The organism is Shewanella sp. ALD9 (assembly GCF_002836315.1).
Taxonomy (GTDB): domain Bacteria; phylum Pseudomonadota; class Gammaproteobacteria; order Enterobacterales; family Shewanellaceae; genus Shewanella.
In genome coordinates, this window is record NZ_PJCD01000043.1 from 45428 (window position 1) to 71019 (window position 25592).

A 25592-nucleotide genomic window follows, 5' to 3' on the forward strand; every position below is an offset into this window, starting at 1 on the left:
TAATTACACGGACTGTATTTATGCTGCGCATTTTATACCTCACATGTTGTTTCTTCTGAATAAAAATACTGATACAACTTAATCTTTCTTTGATTGAAATAAATACTCTTTTATTTTAAAATTGCGCCAGAAACAAATAGGCAACAATAAAAACAAAAACACAACAAACCACAAGGATGTACAATGAAACTATCCAAGCTTATCGCTTTGGCTTTATTACTTTACCCTGCCTTCATAACATCATCTTTTGCATCTGACACACTAACAACTGCAAAATTGTTTAGTAAATCGTCTGAATACAGCAATGTTAAATATTCACCTAGTGGTGACTATATCAGTGCAAAAACAATCAATGACGATAAACGTATTTTAATTATTTTAGACGCAAAAACCTTAAAAATTGTCCATGCTATTCAATTTGGTACTAATGCCCAAGTCGGAAATTATGTATGGGTAAACGATGATCGTATTGTATTTGAAAAAGAGTACTTAAAGGGTTGGGATGATCATCCTCAGTATTACGGTGAACTAATGGCCGTAAACGCTGATGGTTCTCAAGCTGAATATCTTTTTGGCTACGAAAATAACGAACAGCAAACTGGCTCAAGCATTAAGAAAAAAACTCCTTACCGCGGTACAGCATTTATTTTAGATCCTTTACAAGATGATGACAGATACATGCTTGTCCAAGCGCTGCCTTGGGGGGCTGGAAGTACTTCAACAGCAGATAACCTTCATATTGTTTTTAAAGTTGATGTCTATAGAGGCACACGCCGAAAAATTACCTACGCGCCTATTAGCTATTCACAATTTATTACTGATCACGATGGCGAAGTTAGGCTTGTTAAAGGTACAAACAAAGACGATATTGAACAATCTTTTTATTATAAATCAGGCGACTGGATTAATATTGATCAGCTTAATCTCGGTCTAGACGATTTTACTCCAGTAGCATTTACCAAGGATCCAAACATAATCTATGCCGCGGGGCGAGTTAACAACCAAACACTGGGTATTTATACTGTTAACCTCACCACCGGTGACAAGAAATCGCTAATAAAAGATGAATTAGTCGATCCTAGTCAGCTTTGGATTAGTGAAGTATCAAAAGAACTTTATGCGGTTGAATATGAAGCAGAATACCCAACTTATGCCTTTGTTAATCCAGACAATCAACAAGCAAAAATTCTAAAAGATTTAATAGTAGCCCTTCCCGGCCATCAAGTGCATTTAGTCAGTCAAACTCGCAATGGTAATAAGTGGATAGTGTTTGCCTTTAATGATCGCAATCCAGGCGATTATTACACTTTCGATGCTGAAACAATGAAACTTGGATATTTAGTTTCAGCAAGAGAATGGTTAACACCAGATGATATGGCTGAAGTTAAGCCGATTAAATTTACTAGTCGAGACGGACAAACTATTCACGGTTATCTGACGTTGCCAAAAGGCAAAGACGCTAAAAACTTACCTCTAGTGGTAAACCCCCATGGTGGTCCACATGGCATTCGAGATTGGTGGCAATTTGATCCACAAAACCAAATGCTTGCAAAAGAAGGTATTGCTGTTTTACAAGTCAATTTCCGTGGCTCTGGTGGTTATGGAGATGACTTTGAATTTTCCGGATATAAGAAATGGGGTGCTGAAATACAATACGATATTATTGATGCCACTAACTATGTCATTGAACAAGGCATAGTCGATAAAGATCGTATCTGTATTGTCGGTGGTAGTTTTGGTGGATACAGCGCACTCCAGAGTTCGATTCTTGCACCTGATTTATTCAAATGCGCAGTAGGTTTTGCTGGTGTATATGATCTAGCATTAATGTTCCATAAAGGTGATGTTTCAGATCGCCGGATGGGCTTAAGTTATTTGAAAAAAGCACTTGGTCAAGATGCCGCTATCCTGAAAGCTATGTCACCATCAGAAAATATCGACAAGCTAAAAGCTAAGCTATTAATTGTACATGGCGGTGAAGATGAACGAGCGCCAATTGAGCAATATGAAGCACTAGAGAGAAAGCTGAAAGCTTATGAGTACCCATTTGAAAAAATGATATTAGACGATGAAGGTCATGGCTTCTACAACGATGAAAATCGGGCTGAGTATTATGACAAAATGCTTAAGTTCATCAAAGAGAACCTAAACGTAAAGTAGATATCGCTTAGACGTTTAACCACAAAAAGCCGATACCCGACTAACGGGGTCGGCTTTTTTGTTACCTACAGTATTAATTTAGCGCAAATCGCGTTATTCTCCTCGTCCCTTAACGGGCGCCCAAGTGGGTATTAACGTACACTCATATAAACAGTGATATCGAGTAGTTGGAGGATATATGGCACTCAGTGAAGCCGCAATAAAAGTACAAGCAGCACTAAAAGACCGTGGGCTAGAAACCCCGATGTTGCCAAAAACTTCCACGCCTGAACAACGTAAAGTCAAAATTGAACATCATATGCGTGAAATTTTGACCTTAATGTCACTCGACCTAACCGACGACAGCTTGGCTGATACTCCACGCCGCATTGCAAAAATGTATGTCGACGAAATCTTCTCAGGGCTTGATTACGAAAACTTCCCTAAGATCACGGTTATCGAAAACAAAATGGGTGTTGATGAAATGGTGCGTGTACAAGACATCAGTCTTACCAGCACCTGCGAACACCATTTAGTGACCATAGATGGCTTCGCAACGGTGGCCTATTTGCCACGCACAAAAATTATTGGCTTGTCTAAAATCAATCGTATCGTGCGCTTCTTTTCCCAACGCCCACAAGTACAAGAGCGCCTAACCCAACAAGTGTTAGTGGCACTGCAAACCCTACTTGAAACCAAAGACGTTGCGGTAAAAATGGATGCGGTGCATTACTGCGTTAAATCTCGCGGTGTCATGGACTCAACCAGTTCAACTACCACTACAGCACTTGGCGGTATTTTTAAATCAAACCCAGCCACCCGCGCCGAGTTTTTACACCAAGTAAAATAATGTGTGTAAATAACACGCAAATAAAAATGCAGCCACCTAATTTCATAATATAGGGGCTGCATTTTTGTTTAAATCTGAATAAGATTAAATGCCGTATTGCTCACGATACGCGCTAACTGAAGCAAGTTCTGCTTCCATACCCGGCTTTTCAGACAAGTAACTGATTAAATCAGCAAGCTTAATAATCGACACAATTTGACAGCCAAAATCGCGTTCCACTTCTTGAATTGCCGACAACTCGCCTTTGCCTTTTTCTTGGCGATCTAATGCAATCAACACACCCGCAAGTTGAGCATTGTGGGCATTAATAATTTCCATCGATTCGCGAATAGCGGTACCAGCGGTGATAACATCGTCCACCAGCATGACTTTGCCTTTTAACTCGCTGCCCACCAAACTGCCACCTTCACCGTGGGTTTTGGCTTCTTTACGGTTAAAGCAGTAAGGAATATCCACATCGTGATGATCGCACAAGGCAACAGCTGTGGTTGTCGCAATCGGAATACCTTTATACGCTGGGCCAAATAACAAATCGAACTCAATACCCGAGTCCATTAACGCCGCAGCATAAAAGCGACCTAAACGCGCTAAGTCTTTACCCGTATTGAACAATCCAGCATTGAAAAAGTACGGGCTCGTACGGCCAGATTTAAGGGTAAACTCACCAAAACGTAATACTTGGCGGGCTAAAGCAAACTCAATAAATTCGCGTTGATAGGCTTTCACGGTTATTCCTCTTTCATCAAATTTTAGATTAAAAAAAAGGACCGTAATCGGTCCTCATTTTTCAACAGCATATTAACTTAAAGCCGCTTTTTGCACATCGACAATTTCGCGAATACTGTTTTTAGCTAACACTAACAACTCAAGCAACTCTTCATGGCTAAATGGTTCGCCTTCTGCAGTTCCTTGAATTTCAATAATCTTACCGGTTTCTGTCATCACAACGTTCATGTCAGTTTCAGCAGCACTGTCTTCAATGTATTCTAAATCACTGATCGCTTCGCCTTTGTAAATACCAACACTCACAGCAGCAATTAAAAACTTAAGTGGGTTAGCTTTAATAATGCCTTTACCGCGAGCCCAGTTAAGCGCATCAACTAACGCCACACAAGCACCAGTAATAGCCGCAGTACGCGTACCGCCATCGGCTTGAATCACATCACAATCGATAACGATAGTGTTTTCACCTAACAACTTCATGTCTACAGCTGCACGTAATGCACGGCCAATTAAACGTTGAATTTCTTGAGTACGGCCAGACTGCTTACCACGAGCCGCTTCACGGTCCATGCGGCTGTGAGTTGAACGCGGTAACATACCGTATTCAGCAGTTACCCAACCTTGGCCTTGGCCTTTAAGAAAGCGCGGCACGCCTTCAGTGAAACTTGCTGTACATAATACTTTTGTGTCGCCAAACTCAACTAAAACAGAGCCTTCAGCATGTGCAGTAAAAGAACGCGTAATAGTGATAGGGCGAGTTTGAGCTGGTGTACGGTTACTTGGGCGCATGAAAAGTCCTGTAGTCGAATTCATATCATATTTGAGCCCATATTATAGAGCTTCACGCCGTTAGATGCCATGGTAAGCAGCGATAAGCCACAAATCTATCGACTAATCCTTTAATCCCATCCGCTAAAACGGCTATAATCAACTCACATTCGCGTAAATAACATAACAGGACACTTCATGATCCAAAGCATGACAGCCTACGCTCGTATCGAGCACAAAGCACAATGGGGCACCGCCTCATGGGAAATCCGTTCAGTCAACCAGCGCTACTTAGAAACCTACCTGCGCCTACCTGAGCAGTTTCGCAGCTTTGAACCTGTCTTACGCGACCGCTTACGTAAACGCCTTAATCGCGGCAAAATCGAAGTTAATTTACGTTATGAACTCGCCGACAACAGCAGTAATGAATTACAACTGAATCAAGATTTAGCCAAACAGCTATTAAGTGCAGCAAACTGGTTAAAACAAGAAGCCGGACAAGGCGAACTCAGCCTAACAGATATACTGCGCTGGCCTGGCGTTCTATCCGCAGCAGAGCAAGATATGGATAGTGTAGGTGCCGATTTAATGATCGCGTTCGACAGTGCCATCGATCAGTTTATCGAAGCTCGCGGCCGTGAAGGTGAAGCGATTAAAGACATGCTACTGACCCGTTTAGACGGCGTAATGGAGCAAGTGAAGGTTGTGCGTGAACACATGCCAATGGTAATGCAGTATCAACGCGACAAATTAACTAACCGCTTAGCCGATATTGCTGGTGAATTAGACCCTGCCCGTATCGAACAAGAAATGGTGTTATTGGCGCAAAAGCAAGATGTTGCCGAAGAAATGGACCGCCTTGAAGCTCACGTAACTGAAGCTCGCCGCATCCTTAAAAAAGGTGGCAGCGAAGGCCGCCGTCTAGACTTCATGATGCAAGAGTTTAACCGTGAATCAAACACCCTAGCCTCTAAATCAATCAGCGCAGAAATCACTTCTGCCGCAGTTGAATTAAAAGTACTGATTGAGCAAATGCGCGAGCAGATCCAAAACGTTGAGTAAGCTTAAAGCTTGGACGTAGTAACATTAAGCCCAGCATTTGCTGGGCTTAATTTTTTGGATTTTAGGTTTGGATTTTTCAGCCAATGCTGAATATGTTAATGAGTAAACAGCTCAGGCTTACATGCTGTAAGCGTTAAAATACAACTTACACGCTGTAACCGTTAAGGTGAGATTTACTCGCTAAAGCGTGTGAAACATATCAACATTCTCTCGCCGTCATTTATAGAGACCTATCATAAACAGCGAGATGTACACTACTATAAAATTCGACCTACAATGGCACTTATCCTCGTGTTTTAATTTGTTTACCCATTCAATATAGGGCGCTTAATGACCAATCCCTACTCAGCTAAACAGTGGCTCCAACTCAATATGCAACAACAAGGTTTATTACAACCTTTGGAGTCATTGCCAAAGCTTATCCGGCAATTAAGTTATGTGCAAATTGACTCTATTAATGTGGTCGAACGCGCGCATCATCATGTATTACACAGTCGTCTGCCCGAATATTCTGCCACCATGTTAGATGCAGCAATGAGCGATAAAACCGTGTTTGAGTACTGGTCCCATGCGGCTGCTTATCTGCCTATTGAAGATTACCGTTTTAGCCTGTATCGCAAACAGCAATTACAACAAGGTGGTAAGCATTGGTTTGAACCAGAACATAAAGTCATGCGTGAAGTTAAAGCCCGTATTAGTGCCGAAGGTCCATTAAAAGCCAGTCAGTTTACCCATGAATCAGACACTAAAAATGGCACTTGGTGGGATTGGAAACCAGCTAAAAAAGCGCTTGAGCAGTTGTTTATGCAAGGCGAGTTAATGGTTGCTAGGCGCGACAAGTTTCAAAAGGTGTACGACTTAACAGAGCGAGTACTACCCAAGCACATCGATACCACAGTGCCTAGCGATACAGAATTTGCTCAACACTTGATTCAGCGTTATTTATCGGCGCATGGTTTTGGTAATTTGCAGCAAATACAATATTTACGCAAAGGCCTTAAACCGCTACTCAGCCAAACATTAGCGCAACTGTGCGAACAAGGTGATATCGCCAGCTTTACCGACCCCAGCGCCAATACACAACACGTTTACTTCTACCAACCTACGCTCACCTTACCCACTGCTATTCCCAATAAAGTCTGGCTACTTAATCCGTTTGATAATTTAGTCATTCAACGCCAAAAGCTTAAGTTGTGGTTTGGGTTTGATTATCAAATAGAAGTGTATGTGCCTGAGGCTAAACGCCAATTCGGCTATTATTCACTGCCCATTCTATGGCGTGACGGTTTTGTTGGCCGCGTGGATGTAAAAGCCGATCGTAAAAACCATTGTTTGCTACTGCAAAACCTGCACATTGAAACGCAAACATTAACCAACCAGCGAGATGAGCTGCATGACAAAGCATATTTTGTTTCTGCGTTAATTGAGGCCATTAATCACTACTGCACATTCAACAACTGTCAGCGTTGGCAGCTAATACAATGTAACGATAAAACGATTGCCAAAATGTTATTCAAAGCAAATCAACAGAGTAGTTAACTGCATATTCTGTGCTTCGAATACAGCTCCCTTCCCCTACAAAAGTGACGCAACACAATATACGCAGCGGTATGTAATGTTGTTCACGTTTTAAACATTTATTACCACACCCAATTCAATAGCTTGAGTTACATCACTAACCCCAAAGATGTAGTGGGATACCTTCAAAAGGCTAAAAATAATAACAACCTACATAAAAACCTACGCGGGGAGAAAACACGATGTTTTATATACACATGCTGCTGTTATTAGCGGTGATATTTGTTGGTATTCGCCATGGCGGTATCGCCTTTGGTTTATTGGGCGGGTTAGGTGTTTCGGTACTCGCATTTGTATTTGGCGTTGCACCAGGTGCGCCACCTATCAGTGTAATGTTAATTATTCTAGCCGTAGTGGCGGCTTCGGCGACGTTAGAGGCCACTGGCGGTTTAAAGCTGTTGGTAAAGTTTGCTGAAAAACTATTACGTAAACATCCTGAGCATATCGTCTTTTTAGGCCCGCTATGTACCTATTCATTAACCGTTCTGGTTGGTACGGGTCATTCTGTTTATCCCCTTCTTCCTGTAATTTACGATGTGGCGTACAAAAAAGGCATCCGCCCAGAACGTCCATTAGCCATGGCAACTGTAGCATCACAAATGGGTATTACAGCCAGCCCAATTGCCGCAGCTGCCGCAGTAGTGCTTGCCACTGCCGTTGATAACAATCTAGATATTAACTTACTTGATGTACTCATGGTGACCATTCCCGCCACACTAACAGGCTTACTAGTAGCGTGTACTTGGAGCTTAAAGCGCGGTAAAGATTTAGATAAAGATGAAGAGTTTCAGGCACGTTTAACAGATGATGAGTTTCGTGAAGCATTAACCGACCCAAAAGCAGATGAGGTGCAAACACCCCAGGCCGAATCGACAGCAAAGAAAGGTTTAACAGTATTTTTACTGGGTATATTTGCCGTTATCATGGTGGCGATGTTTAGTAAGCAAATACTGCCTGCTGGCGTCAGCATGTCGGTCGCGATTCAGTTTATGATGCTGTCAGTCGGTGGAGTAATTTTACTCGCCACCAACATCTCCCCGAAAAAAATTGTCACCAGTAACGTGTTTACCGCCGGTATGACTGCGGTCATTATCATTTTTGGTATTGCATGGATGAGCGACACCATTATTGAGCACCATAAAACCTATTTGGTGAGCGCGGTAAGCGACATTGTCAGTGTGTATCCATGGACATTTGCTATCGCGATGTTTGTGTCGTCTATTTTCTTAAAAAGTCAGGCTGCGGTATTAACTATAATGCTGCCATTAGGGTATTCACTCGGCATCCCAGCACCAGTATTAATTGGTGTACTGCCAGCGTGTTATGCCTACTTCTTCTTCCCATTCTACCCAAGCGATTTAGCGGCAATTAGTTTTGATAGAACCGGCACCACCCACATTGGTAAGTACGTGCTCAACCACAGCTTTATTATTCCAGGCTTTATTGGCGTAGTAACAGCAACATTTGTGGGTTACTTTATATCGATGGCAATTAACTAGCCCTAGCTTGTAATTTGGCTTTGAGCTAAGAACTAAAGTGATAAACCGCTAGTGAATTGACCCAAATAAGTTACTAGCATCAATAAGAATGGCAGCCAAACTGGCTGCCATTTTTATGTTTATTACTAGGTGAGAACTTGAATGCTAGGCAACTCCAACCACTAGTAGATAGTACCAAAGTATGAAGTTAAAATTTTGATAATCAATACAAAATATAGAGTTAAAAATCTTGTATAGCGAACTCTATTTTTACTAAAAAGGTAACTCGTAACCCTATAAAAATAACGATTTAAACTATAATAAATGTACCTTAAAAAATATAAGAAATATGATTATGCAGCCATATTTACAAGCTTTTGGAACTCAGTTTAATTTGGGATTTAACCCTAATGATTATCCATTTTTAATCGATAACAGTTACGGTAACGACACTTGTGTAAGCTTCTATTTCAAACAGAATGACCAATACAATATATTATGGGTAGAGCATGAACTAGTTAGCAACCGTGAAATAGAAAGTGCACGTTACACTATCGAATCTGCCATCAATGAAGGTAATGATGAATTCCCTGAAATATATGCTGGTGCTGAAGCTGTTAACATCTTTGAGTGCGAAACATGTGAAGATCTTATCGCTCATCTTAATCTAATAACCCTTTAGCTATTCCGCCCACCATATCGCTCTCTGCAACACGCCGTAAACCCATCCATGGGGGCTTGACGAAAACATCCTGTTTTCAACAGTTGCAGATGCCGATATAGCAGGCTTTGATGGAATTAATCTAGACAATGGATAGTGCGTTAGCACTATCCATTGAAACAACACTATTTAAAGTGATTAACTCTCCCCAATATAATCTTCATTGTTAGGATTATGTATATCAGCCCAATCATCCATATCCGCATCGTTATTGGGATTATTAATATCAGACCAATTATCCAACTCGTCTTGTGTCATATCTGATGTATCTGGCATAGCGTCTCCTTATTTTTTTCCTTGATGACGAGGGTTATTGGGGTTCAATTGTTGGCTACGATTATCCAGCACTTTTTGATAAGACTTATTCGTTCCTAGTGTGCCTTTATTGTCATTTGATTGATCAGTTTTATGGTTATTGCTATTCATTTTAATATCCTTAAAAAGTAAGTTAGATTGATCACGGGAGATTAGCCATCTAATCCCCCTGCAATCGTCGAACATCACTTTTGAAGTTATTGAATGCCCTTATATCACTAGGTGTTCCAGGCACCGACAACCTACGTCCATTCGGAGCCATTAAAATAAGATGCCGACCACGACGATATTCCCGCCATCCTTTACTTTTAATAATCTGATAAACAAGGTTATTAATATTTTTATCACTGCTGTATTTTTTCATCTGTCATCCATATATTTTAAAGAGCCTTACTTGCATAGTCACCTAAGCAAGCAGCATTAATGCTTAATCTTTAAAACCTATGATGGCCGTCCGAAGTACGTGGAGACTGGTAACGATGAGAAAATGCTTCAACATTAAAACTTATCTGCTCAAATGCAGTTTCAACGCCGACCTCTAAAATGGGCTGACTTTGACTTAGACCTGCACCGTGGTAACTATTCTGATAAAAACAACCGTTAGGATTGATCATCAAATATGATTGCCACATCGCATCGTTATCTTCCTCAACAATAAAGCTCGACAGTGATTGATGCCGAGTAACATAAGCCTGATATTGATCATTAGTAATTGTACAATTTTGATTATGCACAGGTAGGACTCTTAATAATTTCCACTTATCTGGTTGAATCTGTTGTACTGTATTTAATAGGTTTTCTCGCCAGTTGAATGCATTAACAACAGTATTCAGCTTCAGCTTACCCAACGAATTCAAATCTCGATAAGTGCGACAAATATCGATAAGTTTTTCTGGTGATAACCAAGATCCTTTTCTATCAATACGTCCAATGCTACTTGCAACGAGATAATCTCCTGTGTCAAAACTGATCCCCAACATATCTATTTTCGATGCAATACGGGTTAACATCTGAACATTCAAAAAATGCCCATTGGTAATTATCGAAGTATTAAACCCTAGTGATTTAGCATAAAACAACGCATCGATAAATCGACTACCAAGCATAATAGGCTCACCACCAGCGAAATTTATGCGTACGGTGTGATAACCCATTCGGTGTTTTAGAGGATTGTCATGAAGGAAATAAGCTGCCAAGTTATCGAGCAAGTGAATAACTTGGGTTGTATGGTGGTGTAATTCTGATGAATGAACATGGTTATCCCATGTTGCATAGCAATAGTCGCAACGGTAGTTGCACGCCTCGGTCATGTGGAAGTTGATCACGAGCTCTTGCACTTTACTTGTTAGCATTTTGAATCTCCGTTTGTTGATAACAAACTCAGATTCACTCAGTGCAATGCACTAACAAGACATTATTTTGAACTTTTTAAAAATTTCTCATTTGATCAAGCAAGTCATCAAAATCGCTAGCTTCCTGTAATTGTAAAGCGATTGCTTGCTTGAGTTCTGTAACGCCCAAAACAGAATCATCTGCCTGCTCACATAGCTGTTGAGCCTTATTCCAATCAGATTGGAGATAAGCCATCAATATTGTATCAGTAGAGGCTAACGTTGAAGATTGAACCAACAGCGCATTTAACATGCCTGTATTATCGCCCATTGCTACCTGCGGAAGCTTAGAAAATGGATTAGGGAGCTTAATATCGTAAAGGCTTACAGTTGACGACAAGGTATCAATTAATGCCTGTACTTGACTATTTTGAAGCGCTATTCCCAAAACACTATTCATACCGGATAAAAGTGCTTTAATCGTCTGGGCACACTCTGCTCTATAAGCGATATCATCAAAAATCTGTTTAACATCTTTGGGATCAACGTAAATTGCATTGATAATTAAGGCGTTATGTAAAACAGTTAATTGAGCTGTATCAGCTAAATACACAGTCGCACGTTGAACATGCTTTTTTTGAACCGTTTTAATCAAACCGTTGCGAACCAAAGAATTAGCTTTATTCTTAAGGAATGGGCTGTCTTTCGCCACTTTAATACCAAATAATTTATAGATAGCATCCGGTATAGTCATTCCACTACTAGTCACAATAAACCCTTTCTAATAAAGCGGTTGAGGAGGTTGTTCTATCAACCGCATTAACACCAAAAGAAACATCTGCAATTAATAGCGCTATTGGATACCAGTTAGTTTTCCGGTAACGGCTGTAACCACAAGACGAATTCTGCCTTATATATTGCTGCAATACACCAATACAATACCCAGCTCTCATGGCCTCTGATGAAGATGTTCTTACAGAGGCCAATAATGCTTTCTCATCACGGCTCTTATAAATACTAACGGCCTCTTGGCAAGCTTGTACTAAAAACTCTGCATCATCACTAAAAGGCAACGGCTTAGCATGTGCTGGCACAATCATGTTCGCACAGAGCATCACACTAACTAATATTATTTGTTTACATACCATTAGGTTTTAGCTCCAAATCAGAATCATTATCAACATCTTTAGGCATATCAACCTGAGAGTCTTTCTTGTCATGTGCAGAATTTACATGTTTTGGCTTAGCAGTAGGTATTAGCCCGTATAGCATGACTATCAAGACTATTGAGTCAAAAAAGGTGATCCTATCATCATAGCGTTCTACAAAAGCAACAGTAAGATTTCCCTGATCGTAAAGAAGGAAATACATAAAGCTAGCTTCAATTAAATTCAAAAATAACAAACCTAAAGTGAGTACAATGAATAGTTTTTTTATTGCAGACCAGTAACTTAACTCTGCGGTTCTAGATTTTTTGACGAAACGCCAGATCATAATAAAAAAGAGAGCGATTAAGGACGTTTCCAAAAAATCGAGATCTGCAAACCCTTCCGAATACTCAAGGAAAGTAAGCGGGATTGAAATAATTGCGGTGATACCAATTAGAGCAACCAAAACATAACCTATCTTGTAAATTAGCCATGCTACTACATTGGTAAAAAATAAATCTATCTTGCTTATTACTGTCATAAACCGTCCTTGGATGCAATCTATATGATTGAAATTAATTACTTTCTTATTTTATACGTGTCTTCGTAGCACGTCTATGTTTACACCTAGATACTATTCAAATTAGTGAGTTCACACACATTGCTAACCAAAAATCGATTTGTAGGGATCGGCAGTCAATGTGACTCATAGTCCGTGGATCTCCCTACCTATTACAGCGACAATAAGACATAGATTTTATTGGAGATAACACCATGTGTGATAATTCATACACCGAAATTGTTGAAGAGACTATTGAGGGGTTTGATATTTATATAGAGCCTAATCCCGACCATCACGGTGAAGGCTATATTTGGTCGGTTTCTAAGGATGATGCAGAGTTGGATTCTGGGTTGGTTTTTACTGTGGATGATGCTTTTAATGAGGCTACAGAAAACATAGTCTTACACCTGAATGTTTAAACGAGCGCTTCATCATAGACAGATTCAAGTTCACTGAATATTTTAGTTTTTTCCAACAAGTTTAATGTAGTCAGCTTCATTGACGCACGAAACGAGTTTTGGGGGATAGACCTTACTTCAAATTTTAACTTGAGTGGATTGCCTAATTCGAAAATAAAATACACTTCATCCGACTTACTTTGCTTACCTGTTTGGTCAATCTTAAGTAAATTTCGCTTCATTCTTTTTACTGACCTTACTGGCCAAACTTTAGAAATCACAGCATCTTGGCCATCTTTAATCACTAACGCTAAGTAACAAATCTCTTTTAATACATGGTCTTTAAACTTTAATTTAAACGTTGCTTCTGGCATATGATAATGGCTAGCAGAATCGTTAATAAATCCATCATAATATTCTGGTGCTCTCCCTTCCGAATGACCAAGCGCTATTGTCATAGTCAAATCCTGATACAGCATTTGCTTCATACCATAATAAGGAATACGCGCCGCCTCTTGTACATAAAGGCGCTCTTCTAGAGTGTTGCTACTGTAATGCACTTTTAAATTAGGCTTGTCACCAATTTGCTCACGCAAAAAATTTAATAACCAAAAGTGTCCGTTAATATTTTGCTTTTCTCCTGCCATGCTTGGCAACAAAGCAAATGCTCCTATCCCAATTTCTTTAATAGCATGATGGTAAGGGTTTACCTCATTTTCTTGATCAAAATAACCAGGATAAAGTGCAAAAGCTCCAAATACAGGACGACTTTTATTGCTATTCGTTGAATGTAAACCTTCAGTCACTTTAATTAATGCATCACGGTAACGATGCATCTGGTTAATAGCATCGTCAGGCACGTGATCTAACACATCAATATCGTCATGATCAAAACGATTGTTTTCAGTTTTAATACGATATTTAGCATCAAAAAGCCAAATAAAACTTTTATCGCTCGGCTTCGGAAAAGTCACCTCTAACAAAATATCTGGTTGCTGACTCACTAAATAGGTCCGTACCTTATCCGCATACTTCTTAAAAGGTGGTTCATGCGCAAGCCTGATTTTAACGCCATCACTTCTTTCAAATTCAAATGCTCCGGTAAAGCCATCTTTTAGCTGATATTCAAAAAAGTCCTTTAGCTTCAAACTTTTTTTCTTTGATACCTTTTCAATGAAACCCAGCTCGTCAATCAAAATACGACGCACCATCAAGAAACACCATACTTCATAAATCTCAGCAACCGATTTCATTGACACACTTGATTGATTCCCAAGTACATCTAAATAAAATTTAAGCTCTTGCCATACCTGGTATACCGCGCTGTACCCCGTTTTTTGTTGTAACACCAAAGATTCACTAGCTAAACCATTAAAGGGCCCTAGTTCTTTAAAAAAGCTCTGATTTTGAATATGTTGTAAAGGTAATTGCCAGCTTGCTAACTCCGCTAGAAAAGCATCTGAAATACGTTGTTTATCCGGGGCCCTATTATTTTTTCTTAGTTGAGTTTCAAACTTACCTAACTGCTTTTTACATTGCGTAACCACCATTTTAATAAAACGGTTCTCGGGAGTATCAACACTTAAATGTTTTTTTTCAACTCGATAGCGTTTATCAAATATGCCACTGACAAGGTCCTGTTTCACCCGAGTGACAAGTCGAGGTGATAAACGACCTTTTAAGCGATCAGCACGGACATGAGACACTTGAGGCTGTAAGCGACTATGAGGCGATTGCGAAATGATCTTTAGTCCTTGCTCTAATTTTTTCCTCAAAGTATTAAAGTGGGCAAGCCAAAATAATGGGAAAGGATCTCTTTGCTTACTTTTCGCAACTCCTTGCTCTGTTTTTTCAGCAAGACTAAAACGCCATAATGGATATATCTGATCTATGGTTTTATACATAGCGGGTAAATCACTGTGCAAATCCATTTTAGTGGGTAACACTTCAAATGAAAAACTGCACTCCAGCTTTATTCCTGCGCGTTGGTAACGTAAAGGTAACCGCATCCAACCAACATCATTTTGGGTGTTAATGGTACCGGTTAAACGAGCAGGCATTCGCCCTCTAGCTTTAGCAAAACGAAAACTATCGTTCACTGATTTAAGCCTATGACCTAATTCAGCATGAGTAACCTCATCTAAAAATATCCACTCAAATTGATACTGCATATTTTCAAAAAATAAAGCTCTATCTAACGTTAAACAATTCAAATGTTCAGCAGTTTGGACGACAAGCGACTCCAATACAGAAGCCTCAGTGATAAGCAAAGTAGGCGAGAAGTGAACTATAGCAGGCTGTTGATTAGCACAGATACCACGCTTGTCCAAAGTCTGTTGATGAGCTTGTTGACGCTTAGAGATATCACTTGCCCACACAGTAAATTCATAATGTGCAGTTTGTATTCTAAATAGCTCAGGCATAGACATTAACTCCGATAGTTACGGCCAAAAGCTAGTAAAACCAGATCGCGCTAATCGAGTTTCCATCCATTCAATTTTAGCTTTGCTACGGCACGCAACCCGGATTACTTTATCGCTTCCCTTTGCATTTTCACGATATAAATCTGGGCGGGCCTTTACTGAATTTTTATCCTCATCCCAAAATACAGAAAATTCTTGTTGCAGTAATATAGCCAGTTGTTCTAACAAACTCCTGTCAGCACTTTTACTCGCCAACTTATCACTATCTCCTTCAATGCGCGGTAGAACTTTACACATTAAAAAATCATCCCAAACGGCTTTTAGCTGCAGTTCATCTGTTGGTTGAGTTGTTATCACGGCTAGTAATAACTCATTCAGCGCACGAAACGCTAACTTAAACGGAGTGTTATCCAACACGCTATTAATCTCGTTTAAAAAACCAATAGTTTTATTTCCATCACGATCAATAACAGGTAAATCATCAAGCTGTGCATGTGAATAAATCGGGTAACTTAAGGTCTTATGAGTAATTGTCGGAACAAAGAAAGAGTCAAAGTCGTTCGGGAAAAATTCACCAAAATCGAAACTCAGGGCGCGATCAATCACCTTACGCGAGAAACCATGGGTGGTTTCATCCATATTCACTGTACCAGCAACAATAAGGTTAAAAGGGACACCTAAACCATATTGACCAAACAGTGCCCAAACATCATCGTAAGCTGCGCCCACAAAACCTAATTCACTTCGTAGTTTTGCGTTATATATTAGATCAGGAGCACCATTAGCATCAAATTGCATAATGACATTCTTTTTTAATAATGGGTCACTTTGGTACGTAAAAGATTCTGCATGCCAGCGCCATTCTCGGGTTTCAACCACCGACAAATAATCAGCAAAATACTGTTCAACAGGCGCTAAATTCATCTCATCTAAACACAACCAATAAGGTAACACTCTATCTAATTGAGCTTTATCACCTGAGACTGTTAATACGTCACCTTGTTCATCAACAGACTTTGCAGAGACAATTAAACCAGCATCAACTATCGCACGCCATGACTTAGCCATAAACTGCAGTACATCCGTAGTGACATATTCAGCTTGGCCACTTAAGCGTGAGATATAACCCAATAAATCACTCGGCTCATGCCAATCAGGACGTACTGAAGTTAAACAATACGTTTCCGTAAGACTACCGGTTCCTTTTGCTTGCTCACGCACAAAGCGAGTTTTGCCTGTACCAGAGATTCCGGCGAGGAGAAGAAAGGGTTTTGAAAGTGAATCAAAACAATTATTCACAAATGCGGTGTTGATGAGTTTATAAACATCATTTTCTTTTATAATCTTTAAATTGGTATATATCTGGTTAAAAATGATAGCAAATGACGTTATGTTACGACTGTTTTTCGCAACATAGGAATTATCTTCCCATTGGTTTGTAAGATAAAAAAACTTACCTTCTCGCTCAAATGGTTGCGTAAAATACCTAATGTTTTGACCTGAAGTTAAATCCTGCTCTGTTAAAGGAACTTCTGACTCCAGTAGTAAATGATAAATCTTTATATCGCCTATCACCAATTCTTTGTAAACTTTTCCATTTGACGTAATGACATTTTCTAAAATGTCGAACAGTACATCTTCAATTTTATTACTAAACAAATAAGTAAAAACATCACTAATAAAAGTTCTAATAGTAGAACTCGATAATTCCAAAACTTTATTTTCTTCAACATCTTTGTCAATTTTAGCGTTTGAATATAATTGAACAAGGACATCATAAATCGAAGGATTAGCACATAGGTCAAAAACTAAACGACCCAAGATGCTAGATGATGCATCAGGTAAATTAATTTCCTTCAAAATCACAGAACCAAAACAATCCCTAGAACCTCTTGGAACACCATTATCATTAATCAAACGCTTAGAGCCTAGACGATATTTTGAGTTATCCTTATCGAGAAACTTTGCAAAAAGGGCAATATCATTATTATCATCAAACAATTTAACAATATCTGGGTCAGCATTAATTTGTTTGATGATATAACTTTCATCACCAACCAATTTACTTGCATGTGGTCTTAACCGTTCATAAAGAACAAAGTATTTATATAGTTCTGTTGCAAAATCAAACATTTTGCTTGCAAAAACAAAATATTGATTAGGAATAATGGCATAATTTGCGGCCTTATCCTCACGAGCTTTATCGGTTATCGCATATGAAGTATAAGTATCAAATCCATAGCCTAAGCCCCCTAATATCAACTCTAATTGTTGTTTCACACTAGTTGGTAGCTTATAATCCGTTAAACCGGCTTCAATAACTAAAGGGGTTTCCAGAGTGATTTCACTAAGCAATTTTAACATACTTGTCCTTTACTAAAATTTATCCTTAAACTTGTTTGCGATTGCTTCAATAACAGCCACAGTGACACTATTTCCAAATTGCTTATAAGCCTGCACGTTTGAATCACTTGGTTCAAAATCGTCAGGAAAACCTTGTAGCCGCGCCGCCTCTTTAGGGCTTATTTTTCGAGGATTGTCATCGCCCTGAGCAATCAATATTTCACTACCATCTTTGTAATATCGAGCAGATATTGTATTAGTATACGGTGAATCTGGTGTTACTAAACCAAAGCCAAAACCTTTACCATTTAGTTTATTTTGAATCTTACGTCGCTGATGTCCAGCCCATAGACGAGCGGAAATAGTCAGTTTTGGATCCGGATTTATCTCTAACAAATTACCAACTCTGGTTTCCAGACCAAGAGGCTTAGGGTAATCAAATTTTTCAATGACCCCATCCTTCCAGAGCACTATATATATTCTTTGACGATTCTGAGGGATACCAAAATCAATCGACTTGAGCACCATTTTTTTCGCTAAAGCTTGGATGTCCTTAATACTGCCATGTTCAATCATCTCTTTCGGGATATTACAGCTATAACCAATACGAGTCAGGGTCTTTAATACCACTTTTAATGTATAACCTTTATCGTGGCTAATTAAACCCTTAACATTTTCTAATAATGCAAATTTAGGCTGTTTCTGTTCAATTATACTGGCTATATTGTGAAACAATGTGCCACGCGTATCATCTATCCCTAATTTTAATCCTGCGTGTGAAAATGGTTGGCAAGGAAAACCAGCCAGTAGAACATCATGATCTGGGATACTTTGGGGATCGATAAGGGTTATATCGCCAAATGGATATTCACCATGATTTTTCTGGTAAGTTTTCTGAGCGTGTTTATCAAACTCTGAAGAAAAAACACAAGCGCCACCAGCATTTTGAAAGCCTAACCTCACACCACCGATACCAGCAAATAAGTCGATGAATTTAAAAGATGTTTTCTTTTCAGGTTTTAATTTTAATTCACTAAATACTTGTTCGAAGAATTCACTCCGATTGTTAAAAAGTTTCTTTTCTTTAAGTATTAAAAGCACTTGTTTTTTAAGCTGATTGGGTTCTGAAATACTAGGATTACAATAAAAGTGACTGTCCGTAGCAATAGCATGTATCCATTGATCAATAACAGCTTGTATGTCCGTTCCCTCTGGAACATGAGACAATGCTAATGGCGCAATAAGTTCTTCTGATATTTGAAGCATTTCTAATTTATTTTTCATTACTAACTACTAAAGACTCTTGATGATTTGTAAGCGTGATTAGGATGTTCTGTGGAATAAAATCCATCAAAGAATCAATGCCTAAGTAATCGACCACTGCGGAACATAGTTATGCACAATAGGAGAAGCGATCGACTCTAAAATAGAGTGCAGTTATACACATTTTTTACAATACAGATTCAGCCTAGATGCCTAACTAAAAGTTAAATAGAGCAACACCAGAACGTCAAGACATCCCTAAAGCAGAATTATGGCTCACAGTTATCTGAATCAGCTTTGTTTCAACCCAAAAACTGGATCTTTATACATGGAGTGAAATCTTAACAGCTGCAAATGATTGAGCAAGTAAATTGTCAATTTAGTACCTCCGGAAATCTCAATCCGTTGATATTAAATTAGCGCACCAACACATACCTTGTGCTTCTACCGCCCGCGCCGGTTTTGACCAAACATTGTTGTTCAACTAGTTGAGCCAAATGTCGGGTGGCAGTGGCGCGGCTGACTTTAGCCACTTTTTGATATTGGCTACTGCTGATCCCATCACTAAAATCACCATCAAGCAGCCGGTTAAGTACCTTAACTTGTTCTGTTGTTAATGTTGGGGTGAGTAAGCGTTGGTCCACTCGACGCCAGAATTGGGTTTTAGCAGTAGTTTGCTCAATGCTATTGAGCGTGTGTTGAATAGCGTCATTTAAGGTGTCTAAAAACCACAGCAGCCAAGGTGTGATATCTAAGCCACCTTGCTGGGTAGACTCTAATATTGCGTAATAGGCTTTGCGTCGCTCAAGAATACTAACTGACATTGTGTAAAAATGAATAGAACGATGCTCAGCTTGCGCGAGCGCTAAGTCGGTGAGTAAACGCGTTATACGTCCATTACCATCATCAAGCGGGTGCAAGGTGACAAACCACAAATGAGTGATGGCTGCTCGTACTAGCGGATCAAGGTCAGCCTGTTTTCGTGATTGATTAAACCACTCAATAAACTGCGTTAAACTTTGGTCTAGCGTATCTCGAGGAGGCGCTTCAAAATGCACTGTCGGTTTGTCTAAACGCCCCGATACCACCTGCATAGGCTCATCGCCGCTTAGCTTACCGCCAATAACAGGATTAAACACGGCTTGGTTACTCGGAAACAACAGAGCATGCCAATCTAAAATACGCGTTAGGCTAAGTGGCTGTTGCCAGTTTTGTAGCGCATCTAAGGTGATATCAGCTAAACCATCAGTTTGCGTCGTGGTGGGATAAGGTTTTTCTTCACTCACGCCAAGCTTATTCGCCAAAGAGGAACGTACAGAAAATGCGTTAAGCTTTTCTCCTTCAATAGCACTTGAATAAACGATATTGGCCAGCATGGTATCGAGTGTCCATTGACTAGCGGATTCAGAACCTATTTTACCCAGCAGCAAACCCTGGTTAAATTGAATTGGCCTCAATAGTGCACTTATACGAGCATTATCCCATACAAACTCTGGCCATTCTTGCTGTTGCCAAATCCACATATTAACCCCTGTTTAGCTGACTTAAATACTGTTTTGATGCAAATACCAGCCTATTCTACTCACCATATGAGGCAAATAGCAATTTATTCGCCTCACAGAATGAGGCGAATAGGATGATTAATTGCCTCATGGCTCCCATTAGCAAGCTCGATAACACCTTGGCTGGCATTTCGGTATAATCATTTACTGATTCAATAACCTTCAATTTTTATAACTCAATGCGACTGTAATTAATGACATCCAAGCTGACTGAAGTATCGACATCACCACAAGCCACTAAGCCACAAGCCGCTTTGCCTAAACCCACTGTGGCAAATGAACAGGCAAATAAAGTGTTTATTATTGGCCTGCCGCGTACGGGCACCACGAGTGTGAGTGTGGCGTTGCTTGAACAAGGATTAACGGTTGCCCACCAAGCCTTTACTAAGCAGGCGTTTATGTTGGCCGATGCGGTATCTGATGCGCCATGTTTTAGTGATTATCAGCAATTAGATAAGTTATTTCCCAACGCTAAGTTTGTCTATTTAGATAGGCCGTTAGATAAGTGGTTGCCGTCGATACAAATGTTACTGGGCAGAATGCTAGTGCATTTAGATAAAGACAAGGGCCGCTTTCATCCGGTAATGAAGCGCAGCTTTAATCATAGCTTTGATATATGGCAGGTTGAGGATGTGTTTGATGAAGCGCATTTAACGGCCTGTTATCAGCGCCACCAGCAACAAGCAATGAGTTATTTTGCAGGGCGAGATGACTTTATTGCCATTGATATTAGTGTGACAGGAAGCTTTGCTAAATTGCTGCAATTTATCAATTTACCAAAGCCCGATACGGCTGAACTTAGGCAGCTTCAATATCCACAACTTCAATCTCAGCCGCAAAACTTTCCGCAGCTGAGCTTTCCACAGCTTAACTTTCCGCAACTGAACTTTCCACAGTTAAATATGGGCCGTAATGTGGCCAGTTGGGATGAATATAAACACCCCAACAAAATTAGCGCTAATGCTTCTGGGCCAGATAAACGTAAGTTTTTTGATTACCGCCTAGAATAGTATTGTTAATTATCCTTTCTTAGTCTTTATTTTTAGAACGCTTTTTCTTAGCAACGGTTAACCAATCTAAACTCACACCCGATATGGCATTAAAACCACGGATGCGGAAAATAAGTGTCAGTAATTGCGGCCTTGGGCGTGCTTTGGGTTCAACTGAGCGCGGAATAAACCATAATGCCACCAGCGATCGCATGGTGGTCGATACCATAAACACCAAAAATATTGGGTTGGTTAACCAAGCGTTTAAACCTGTCCAGATTAAAAACTCTGCTGCATACGAGGCAATGACGCCCCCCACCATCGCACCAACAAACACAAAACCCGCACTCAATGCCGCCTGTAATGCGGCATAAATGGCAAAGTCACTGCGAAAAGGTCGAATATCGTAGAGGTAATTGGCAGTACTTAAGGTAAAGCCGCTCCAGGCTAAACCGGAAAAAGCTTGAATCGCCAATATATAAAGATAGTTGTCGGAAAATAGCCACAATAACGGCAAGCTGGGTATTAAGCAGCTGGTGATGATCATCACTAACCTATTACCGTATAGATCGCTGAATCGGCCCCAAAATCGCAAAGTAATAAACTGCGTAACAATAGACGCTACGCTGGAAAGCACAAATTCAAAATAGGTAAAATGCAAATCTTCCAGCATGTATACCGCAAAAAACGGTGCCGAAATGGCGACCATACACTGCATACCCGCAACAAATAAACTGTAATGGCGGAAGGTTTTGTCTTTCCAGGCTTCACGAAAATTACCAAATGTTTGTTTAAACACCCCAGACGCTTTGGCAATTCTAGGCTCGGGGTCGTGCATTTGCAGTAACAACCAGGCTGAAGTAAACCGGCCCATTGCCGCAATCGAAAACAGTAAACTAAAACCCAACCATGCCATTTGCATTGAGTCGGTTAAGGTTAAAATACCGCCACCGACAAAGAACACACTTAGCGAGGCCATCATAGTTAATCGAGTACGTGAGGCAAAAAAAGCTCCTCGGCGGCGCTGCGGTACAATCATGCCCATCCAGGCACGCCAATGCGGCTGAATAAGATTGATAAACCCTTGATACAATACCGCTAAGCCAATAAATAACCACACTGCATTATCAGGTCTAAATGCCGCTAACGCGCCCATACCTAACACGACTACGGCTTGTAACACTGCACATGCCACTATAAATTGCCGACGACTAAAATGACTAGCCAGCCATACTGACAACAGTTGCGCCAGTGAGCCAAACAACTGGGGTAAGCCAGTTACCCAGCCCATTTGGCCTAAACTAGCCCCTAAGAATATGGCATAAGCATTAAAAAAGTTATCACTGGTGGCGGTCATGGTTGACGATGCAACCGCCTCTTGCTGGCTGCGGCGTAGGGTGCACCGAAGCCACGACAGTCTGTCACGACTGCGCGAACAAGGATTATTGCTGCTAGATGAAGGTTCTAAAGCCATAAGATGTATGAATGCACGCCATTGCTAAGTAACTGATTAAGGTTATGGGTTTACGTCACGGATTAACGCCACAAATTGACGTTTCAAGTTAGCGTTAATGTTTAAAAGTATGGCTGATAAGTGCCCAGCTAACAATCTATGACGATCACATAATCCACTATTGTGATTGTAAGCATAAGTGCGCACTGTGCTGGTATAAACTTATTAAACACAAAAGCCCTGTCGATATAAACCGACAGGGCTTCTGCACATCTACAAAAAATTAAACCCACCTAACAGAAGGACACTAAGCCCTCGATAACAAACTCTTCAGGAAGCTTTTGTAATTGTTTTAGCAGTAAAGGATTGCCCAGTAAATATGCCAATTCTTGACGGGTAAACAGCTTTACAATGTCATGCTGGCATTGTGCTTCTTGTACTTTAACCCGAGTAATGGCTTCGAGTGATTCAACCGCTGAACCTGGCAAACGATGCGGCTTTTTGTCAATAATGGCTAAATGTAAATCCATTAGCTCTGAGTCTTTCAATAGCCTTGATAAGGTCCACGGCTGTGCAATGGCGTTAACGTATTCGTTACGGCGTTGTTGTGAATCTAGGCTCAGCTTCGGCGCACACACCTCTTCCGGGGTTGCCAATATTTTTAGGTGCTTGACCCATAAGCCAAATCGCTCTGAGCCTGTCATGGCAGAAAGTGGTACCGCAAGCCACAAACCAATTAGCGCTGGGCTCATCCACGCCAACAAGGTAAGCGAATCAAGCACTGCGGCGTAACCTAATAACGCACCAATTAACATGTGCCAACGATGACGATAAATCAGGGTTAGCCAAGGTAAACTGCCGTCGTCACGTCGTTGTGGCGCCCAACCGCTGTCGCGTCCGGCTAAAATAGACATCACAGCACCGCAGTGGATAAGCATCATTATTGGCGCAATCAGTGCCGACAATATCACTTCAACTACCACGCTAATAATGGCTTTGCCTCTGCCACCTAATTGCTTACTCATGATGCTATTTTTTAGTAACAATATGATCCCAAGGATTTTAGGACCAAACAATATGCCCATGGTGATATAAAACAACCGTAGTGCACGGTCTGAGTCCATTACTGGCCAAGTGGGAAATAGTGAAAACTGGTCGGTAAAATACTCAGGGCGAATAAAGTGCGCTTGTAATGCCAGCATTAAACCCGACAAAATTAACATTAACCAAAAAGGCGATGACAAATAAGCCATTATCCCCGTGAGTAAATGTAAGCGGCTAACCCAATGTAATCCTTTACTAAACAACACCCGTGAGTGTTGTAAATTGCCTTGGCACCAACGGCGATCGCGCACCGCTAAATCGACAATAGACGGTGGGCATTCTTCATAAGACCCTGGAAGGTCTGCGGCAATGACCACGCTCCAACCAGCACGTCGAATCAAGGCTGCTTCAACAAAGTCGTGGCTCATAATATGACCACCAAATGGCGGTCTACCTGCAAGGTTGGGTAACCCTGCGGCGCTCATAAAAGCTTGGGTGCGGATAATGGCATTGTGGCCCCAAAAGTTACCTTCTTTGTGGGTCCACCAAGATAAACCTGTACCAATTACCGGACCATAAATTCGCGCAGCAAATTGCTGTAGTCGCGCCATTAAGGTATTGCCATTAATTAAATACGGAATAGTTTGGATAAGCCCGGCATCAGGATCTGCCTGCATCCGTCTCGCCAAACTAACGATAGTGTGGGTTTCCATTAAACTGTCGGCGTCTAGCACCAACAAATGGTCGTATCGAGCGCCCCAGCGTTTACAAAAGTCGGCCACATTACCGGCTTTACGGGCATCATTTTTACGCCGACGGCGGTAATACACCCGCGCATCTTTGCTCACTTGGTGACGCAATATTAAAAATGCCTGCTCTTCTGCCAACGCAATATCGGGATCGGTCGTGTCGCTTAATATAAACCAGTCAAACGCATGGCTTTCGCCCGATGCAACCAATGCCATCGCCATCACTTCGACCGCGGCAAAAACGCGATCGGGTGATTCGTTATAAGTCGGCATTAATATCGCGGTGCGGGTATGCAACTTTATGCTTTCGGCAGTTTCTGTCGTGGGCTTTTTGAGTAGCATAATAAAGCCGGCTATACCGCCGCTAAATGCCAATGCAATCCAGCAAAAGTTAACCGCAAACAACACTAAAACGATGTATTCAAGTGGCGTGACTCCACCGACATTAAACACCGATACCATCTCGTAAATAGCCATAACCGACATGATAAAAGCGCTGCCAACCACTAAGAGACGGCGTAATCCGTCTGACTTTACGCCATTGGCAATAATACTTTTACGTGGCATGCCTTCGGACAACGCACGTAAACTTTGCGGTTCCATTGGGCCTGGTCGCTCTAACGGCATTGCTGCACCACCGACCAACATAGGGTCGACGGCACTAATATCAGCATCAGGCTGCATCATGTTCAT

23 protein-coding genes are annotated in these 25592 nt (G+C 40.8%); 8 read left to right on the top strand and 15 right to left on the bottom strand.

Annotated elements, in window-relative coordinates; translation table 11 throughout:
* Window positions 1-183: 183 nt before the first annotated feature.
* Together CXF88_RS19895 and folE are read left to right on the top strand one after the other, a co-directional pair.
* Window positions 184-2160 carry a S9 family peptidase gene (locus CXF88_RS19895; RefSeq protein WP_101088523.1) on the top strand — a complete coding sequence of 659 codons (1977 nt, stop codon included), beginning with the start codon at window positions 184-186 and terminating at the stop codon, window positions 2158-2160.
* A gap of 178 nt (window positions 2161-2338) precedes the next feature.
* Window positions 2339-2989 carry a GTP cyclohydrolase I FolE gene (gene folE, locus CXF88_RS19900; RefSeq protein WP_101088524.1) on the top strand — a complete coding sequence of 217 codons (651 nt, stop codon included), beginning with the start codon at window positions 2339-2341 and terminating at the stop codon, window positions 2987-2989.
* Window positions 2990-3073: 84 nt separating this feature from the next.
* On the opposite strand, the gene pyrE is transcribed toward folE, so the two are convergent.
* Both pyrE and rph read right to left on the bottom strand, forming a co-directional pair.
* Complete coding sequence (gene pyrE, locus CXF88_RS19905) at window positions 3074-3715, bottom strand: orotate phosphoribosyltransferase (RefSeq protein ID WP_101088525.1); 642 nt, start codon at window positions 3713-3715, stop codon at window positions 3074-3076.
* Window positions 3716-3787: 72 nt separating this feature from the next.
* Window positions 3788-4501, bottom strand: a complete 714-nt coding sequence (gene rph / locus CXF88_RS19910) for a ribonuclease PH (protein ID WP_011639245.1) — start codon at window positions 4499-4501, stop codon at window positions 3788-3790.
* A 177-nt stretch (window positions 4502-4678) separates the two neighbouring features.
* Here rph and CXF88_RS19915 point away from each other — a divergent pair, with 177 nt between their 5' ends.
* The 4 genes from CXF88_RS19915 to CXF88_RS19930 all read left to right on the top strand — a co-directional run bounded on the left by CXF88_RS19915 (window position 4679) and on the right by CXF88_RS19930 (window position 9280).
* Complete coding sequence (locus tag CXF88_RS19915; RefSeq protein ID WP_101088526.1) at window positions 4679-5542, top strand: YicC/YloC family endoribonuclease; 864 nt, start codon at window positions 4679-4681, stop codon at window positions 5540-5542.
* A gap of 330 nt (window positions 5543-5872) precedes the next feature.
* Window positions 5873-7081 carry a crosslink repair DNA glycosylase YcaQ family protein gene (locus CXF88_RS19920; protein WP_101088527.1) on the top strand — a complete coding sequence of 403 codons (1209 nt, stop codon included), beginning with the start codon at window positions 5873-5875 and terminating at the stop codon, window positions 7079-7081.
* Between the two features lie 221 nt (window positions 7082-7302).
* Window positions 7303-8619, top strand: coding sequence for an anaerobic C4-dicarboxylate transporter (locus tag CXF88_RS19925; RefSeq protein ID WP_011639250.1), 1317 nt, complete (start codon window positions 7303-7305; stop codon window positions 8617-8619).
* A gap of 334 nt (window positions 8620-8953) precedes the next feature.
* A complete protein-coding gene (locus tag CXF88_RS19930; RefSeq protein WP_101088528.1) occupies window positions 8954-9280 on the top strand; it encodes a hypothetical protein in 327 nt (108 codons plus the stop codon).
* Window positions 9281-9457: 177 nt separating this feature from the next.
* On the opposite strand, the gene CXF88_RS22015 is transcribed toward CXF88_RS19930, so the two are convergent.
* The 7 genes from CXF88_RS22015 to CXF88_RS19960 all read right to left on the bottom strand — a co-directional run bounded on the left by CXF88_RS22015 (window position 9458) and on the right by CXF88_RS19960 (window position 12654).
* Window positions 9458-9595: a hypothetical protein gene (locus tag CXF88_RS22015; protein WP_197708476.1), complete on the bottom strand. Its 138-nt coding sequence runs from the start codon at window positions 9593-9595 to the stop codon at window positions 9458-9460.
* A gap of 9 nt (window positions 9596-9604) precedes the next feature.
* Window positions 9605-9745: an alpha-amylase gene (locus tag CXF88_RS19935; RefSeq protein WP_101088529.1), complete on the bottom strand. Its 141-nt coding sequence runs from the start codon at window positions 9743-9745 to the stop codon at window positions 9605-9607.
* A 49-nt stretch (window positions 9746-9794) separates the two neighbouring features.
* A complete protein-coding gene (locus CXF88_RS19940; protein ID WP_101088530.1) occupies window positions 9795-9998 on the bottom strand; it encodes a hypothetical protein in 204 nt (67 codons plus the stop codon).
* Between the two features lie 70 nt (window positions 9999-10068).
* Entirely contained in the window at window positions 10069-10986 is a 918-nt protein-coding gene (locus CXF88_RS19945) for a viperin family antiviral radical SAM protein (protein WP_101088531.1), read from the bottom strand.
* Between the two features lie 76 nt (window positions 10987-11062).
* Window positions 11063-11734: a hypothetical protein gene (locus tag CXF88_RS19950; protein ID WP_101088532.1), complete on the bottom strand. Its 672-nt coding sequence runs from the start codon at window positions 11732-11734 to the stop codon at window positions 11063-11065.
* Window positions 11727-12065 carry a hypothetical protein gene (locus tag CXF88_RS19955; protein WP_157822840.1) on the bottom strand — a complete coding sequence of 113 codons (339 nt, stop codon included), beginning with the start codon at window positions 12063-12065 and terminating at the stop codon, window positions 11727-11729. The genes CXF88_RS19950 and CXF88_RS19955 overlap by 8 nt, the downstream gene beginning before the upstream one ends.
* A gap of 37 nt (window positions 12066-12102) precedes the next feature.
* A complete protein-coding gene (locus tag CXF88_RS19960) occupies window positions 12103-12654 on the bottom strand; it encodes a hypothetical protein (RefSeq protein WP_101088534.1) in 552 nt (183 codons plus the stop codon).
* A gap of 233 nt (window positions 12655-12887) precedes the next feature.
* On the opposite strand from CXF88_RS19960, the gene CXF88_RS19965 reads away from it, so the two are divergent.
* The gene (locus CXF88_RS19965) at window positions 12888-13094 is read left to right on the top strand and encodes a hypothetical protein (protein ID WP_101088535.1); all 207 of its coding nucleotides are present in this window, start codon (window positions 12888-12890) and stop codon (window positions 13092-13094) included.
* Here CXF88_RS19965 and CXF88_RS19970 read toward each other — a convergent pair.
* The 4 genes from CXF88_RS19970 to CXF88_RS19985 form a co-directional block, all read right to left on the bottom strand.
* Window positions 13091-15496 (bottom strand): restriction endonuclease-like protein, encoded by a 2406-nt coding sequence (locus CXF88_RS19970; RefSeq protein ID WP_101088536.1) that lies wholly within the window; start codon window positions 15494-15496, stop codon window positions 13091-13093. The two genes, CXF88_RS19965 and CXF88_RS19970, sit on opposite strands and share 4 nt — an antisense overlap.
* Before the next feature lie 18 nt (window positions 15497-15514).
* Window positions 15515-17860, bottom strand: coding sequence for a restriction endonuclease (locus CXF88_RS22020; protein WP_197708477.1), 2346 nt, complete (start codon window positions 17858-17860; stop codon window positions 15515-15517).
* A 12-nt stretch (window positions 17861-17872) separates the two neighbouring features.
* Window positions 17873-19123, bottom strand: a complete 1251-nt coding sequence (gene dcm, locus CXF88_RS19980; protein WP_101088537.1) for a DNA (cytosine-5-)-methyltransferase — start codon at window positions 19121-19123, stop codon at window positions 17873-17875.
* Window positions 19124-19518: 395 nt separating this feature from the next.
* Window positions 19519-20625, bottom strand: a complete 1107-nt coding sequence (locus CXF88_RS19985; RefSeq protein ID WP_101088538.1) for a Fic family protein — start codon at window positions 20623-20625, stop codon at window positions 19519-19521.
* A 233-nt stretch (window positions 20626-20858) separates the two neighbouring features.
* Here CXF88_RS19985 and CXF88_RS19990 point away from each other — a divergent pair, with 233 nt between their 5' ends.
* Window positions 20859-21674, top strand: a complete 816-nt coding sequence (locus tag CXF88_RS19990; RefSeq protein ID WP_101088539.1) for a sulfotransferase family protein — start codon at window positions 20859-20861, stop codon at window positions 21672-21674.
* Between the two features lie 19 nt (window positions 21675-21693).
* Here the strand turns inward: CXF88_RS19990 and CXF88_RS19995 are convergent, their stop codons facing one another.
* A complete protein-coding gene (locus tag CXF88_RS19995; RefSeq protein WP_197708478.1) occupies window positions 21694-23127 on the bottom strand; it encodes an MFS transporter in 1434 nt (477 codons plus the stop codon).
* 272 nt (window positions 23128-23399) lie between these two features.
* A complete protein-coding gene (gene mdoH, locus CXF88_RS20000) occupies window positions 23400-25583 on the bottom strand; it encodes a glucans biosynthesis glucosyltransferase MdoH (protein WP_197708481.1) in 2184 nt (727 codons plus the stop codon).
* Between the last annotated feature and the right edge of the window lie 9 nt (window positions 25584-25592).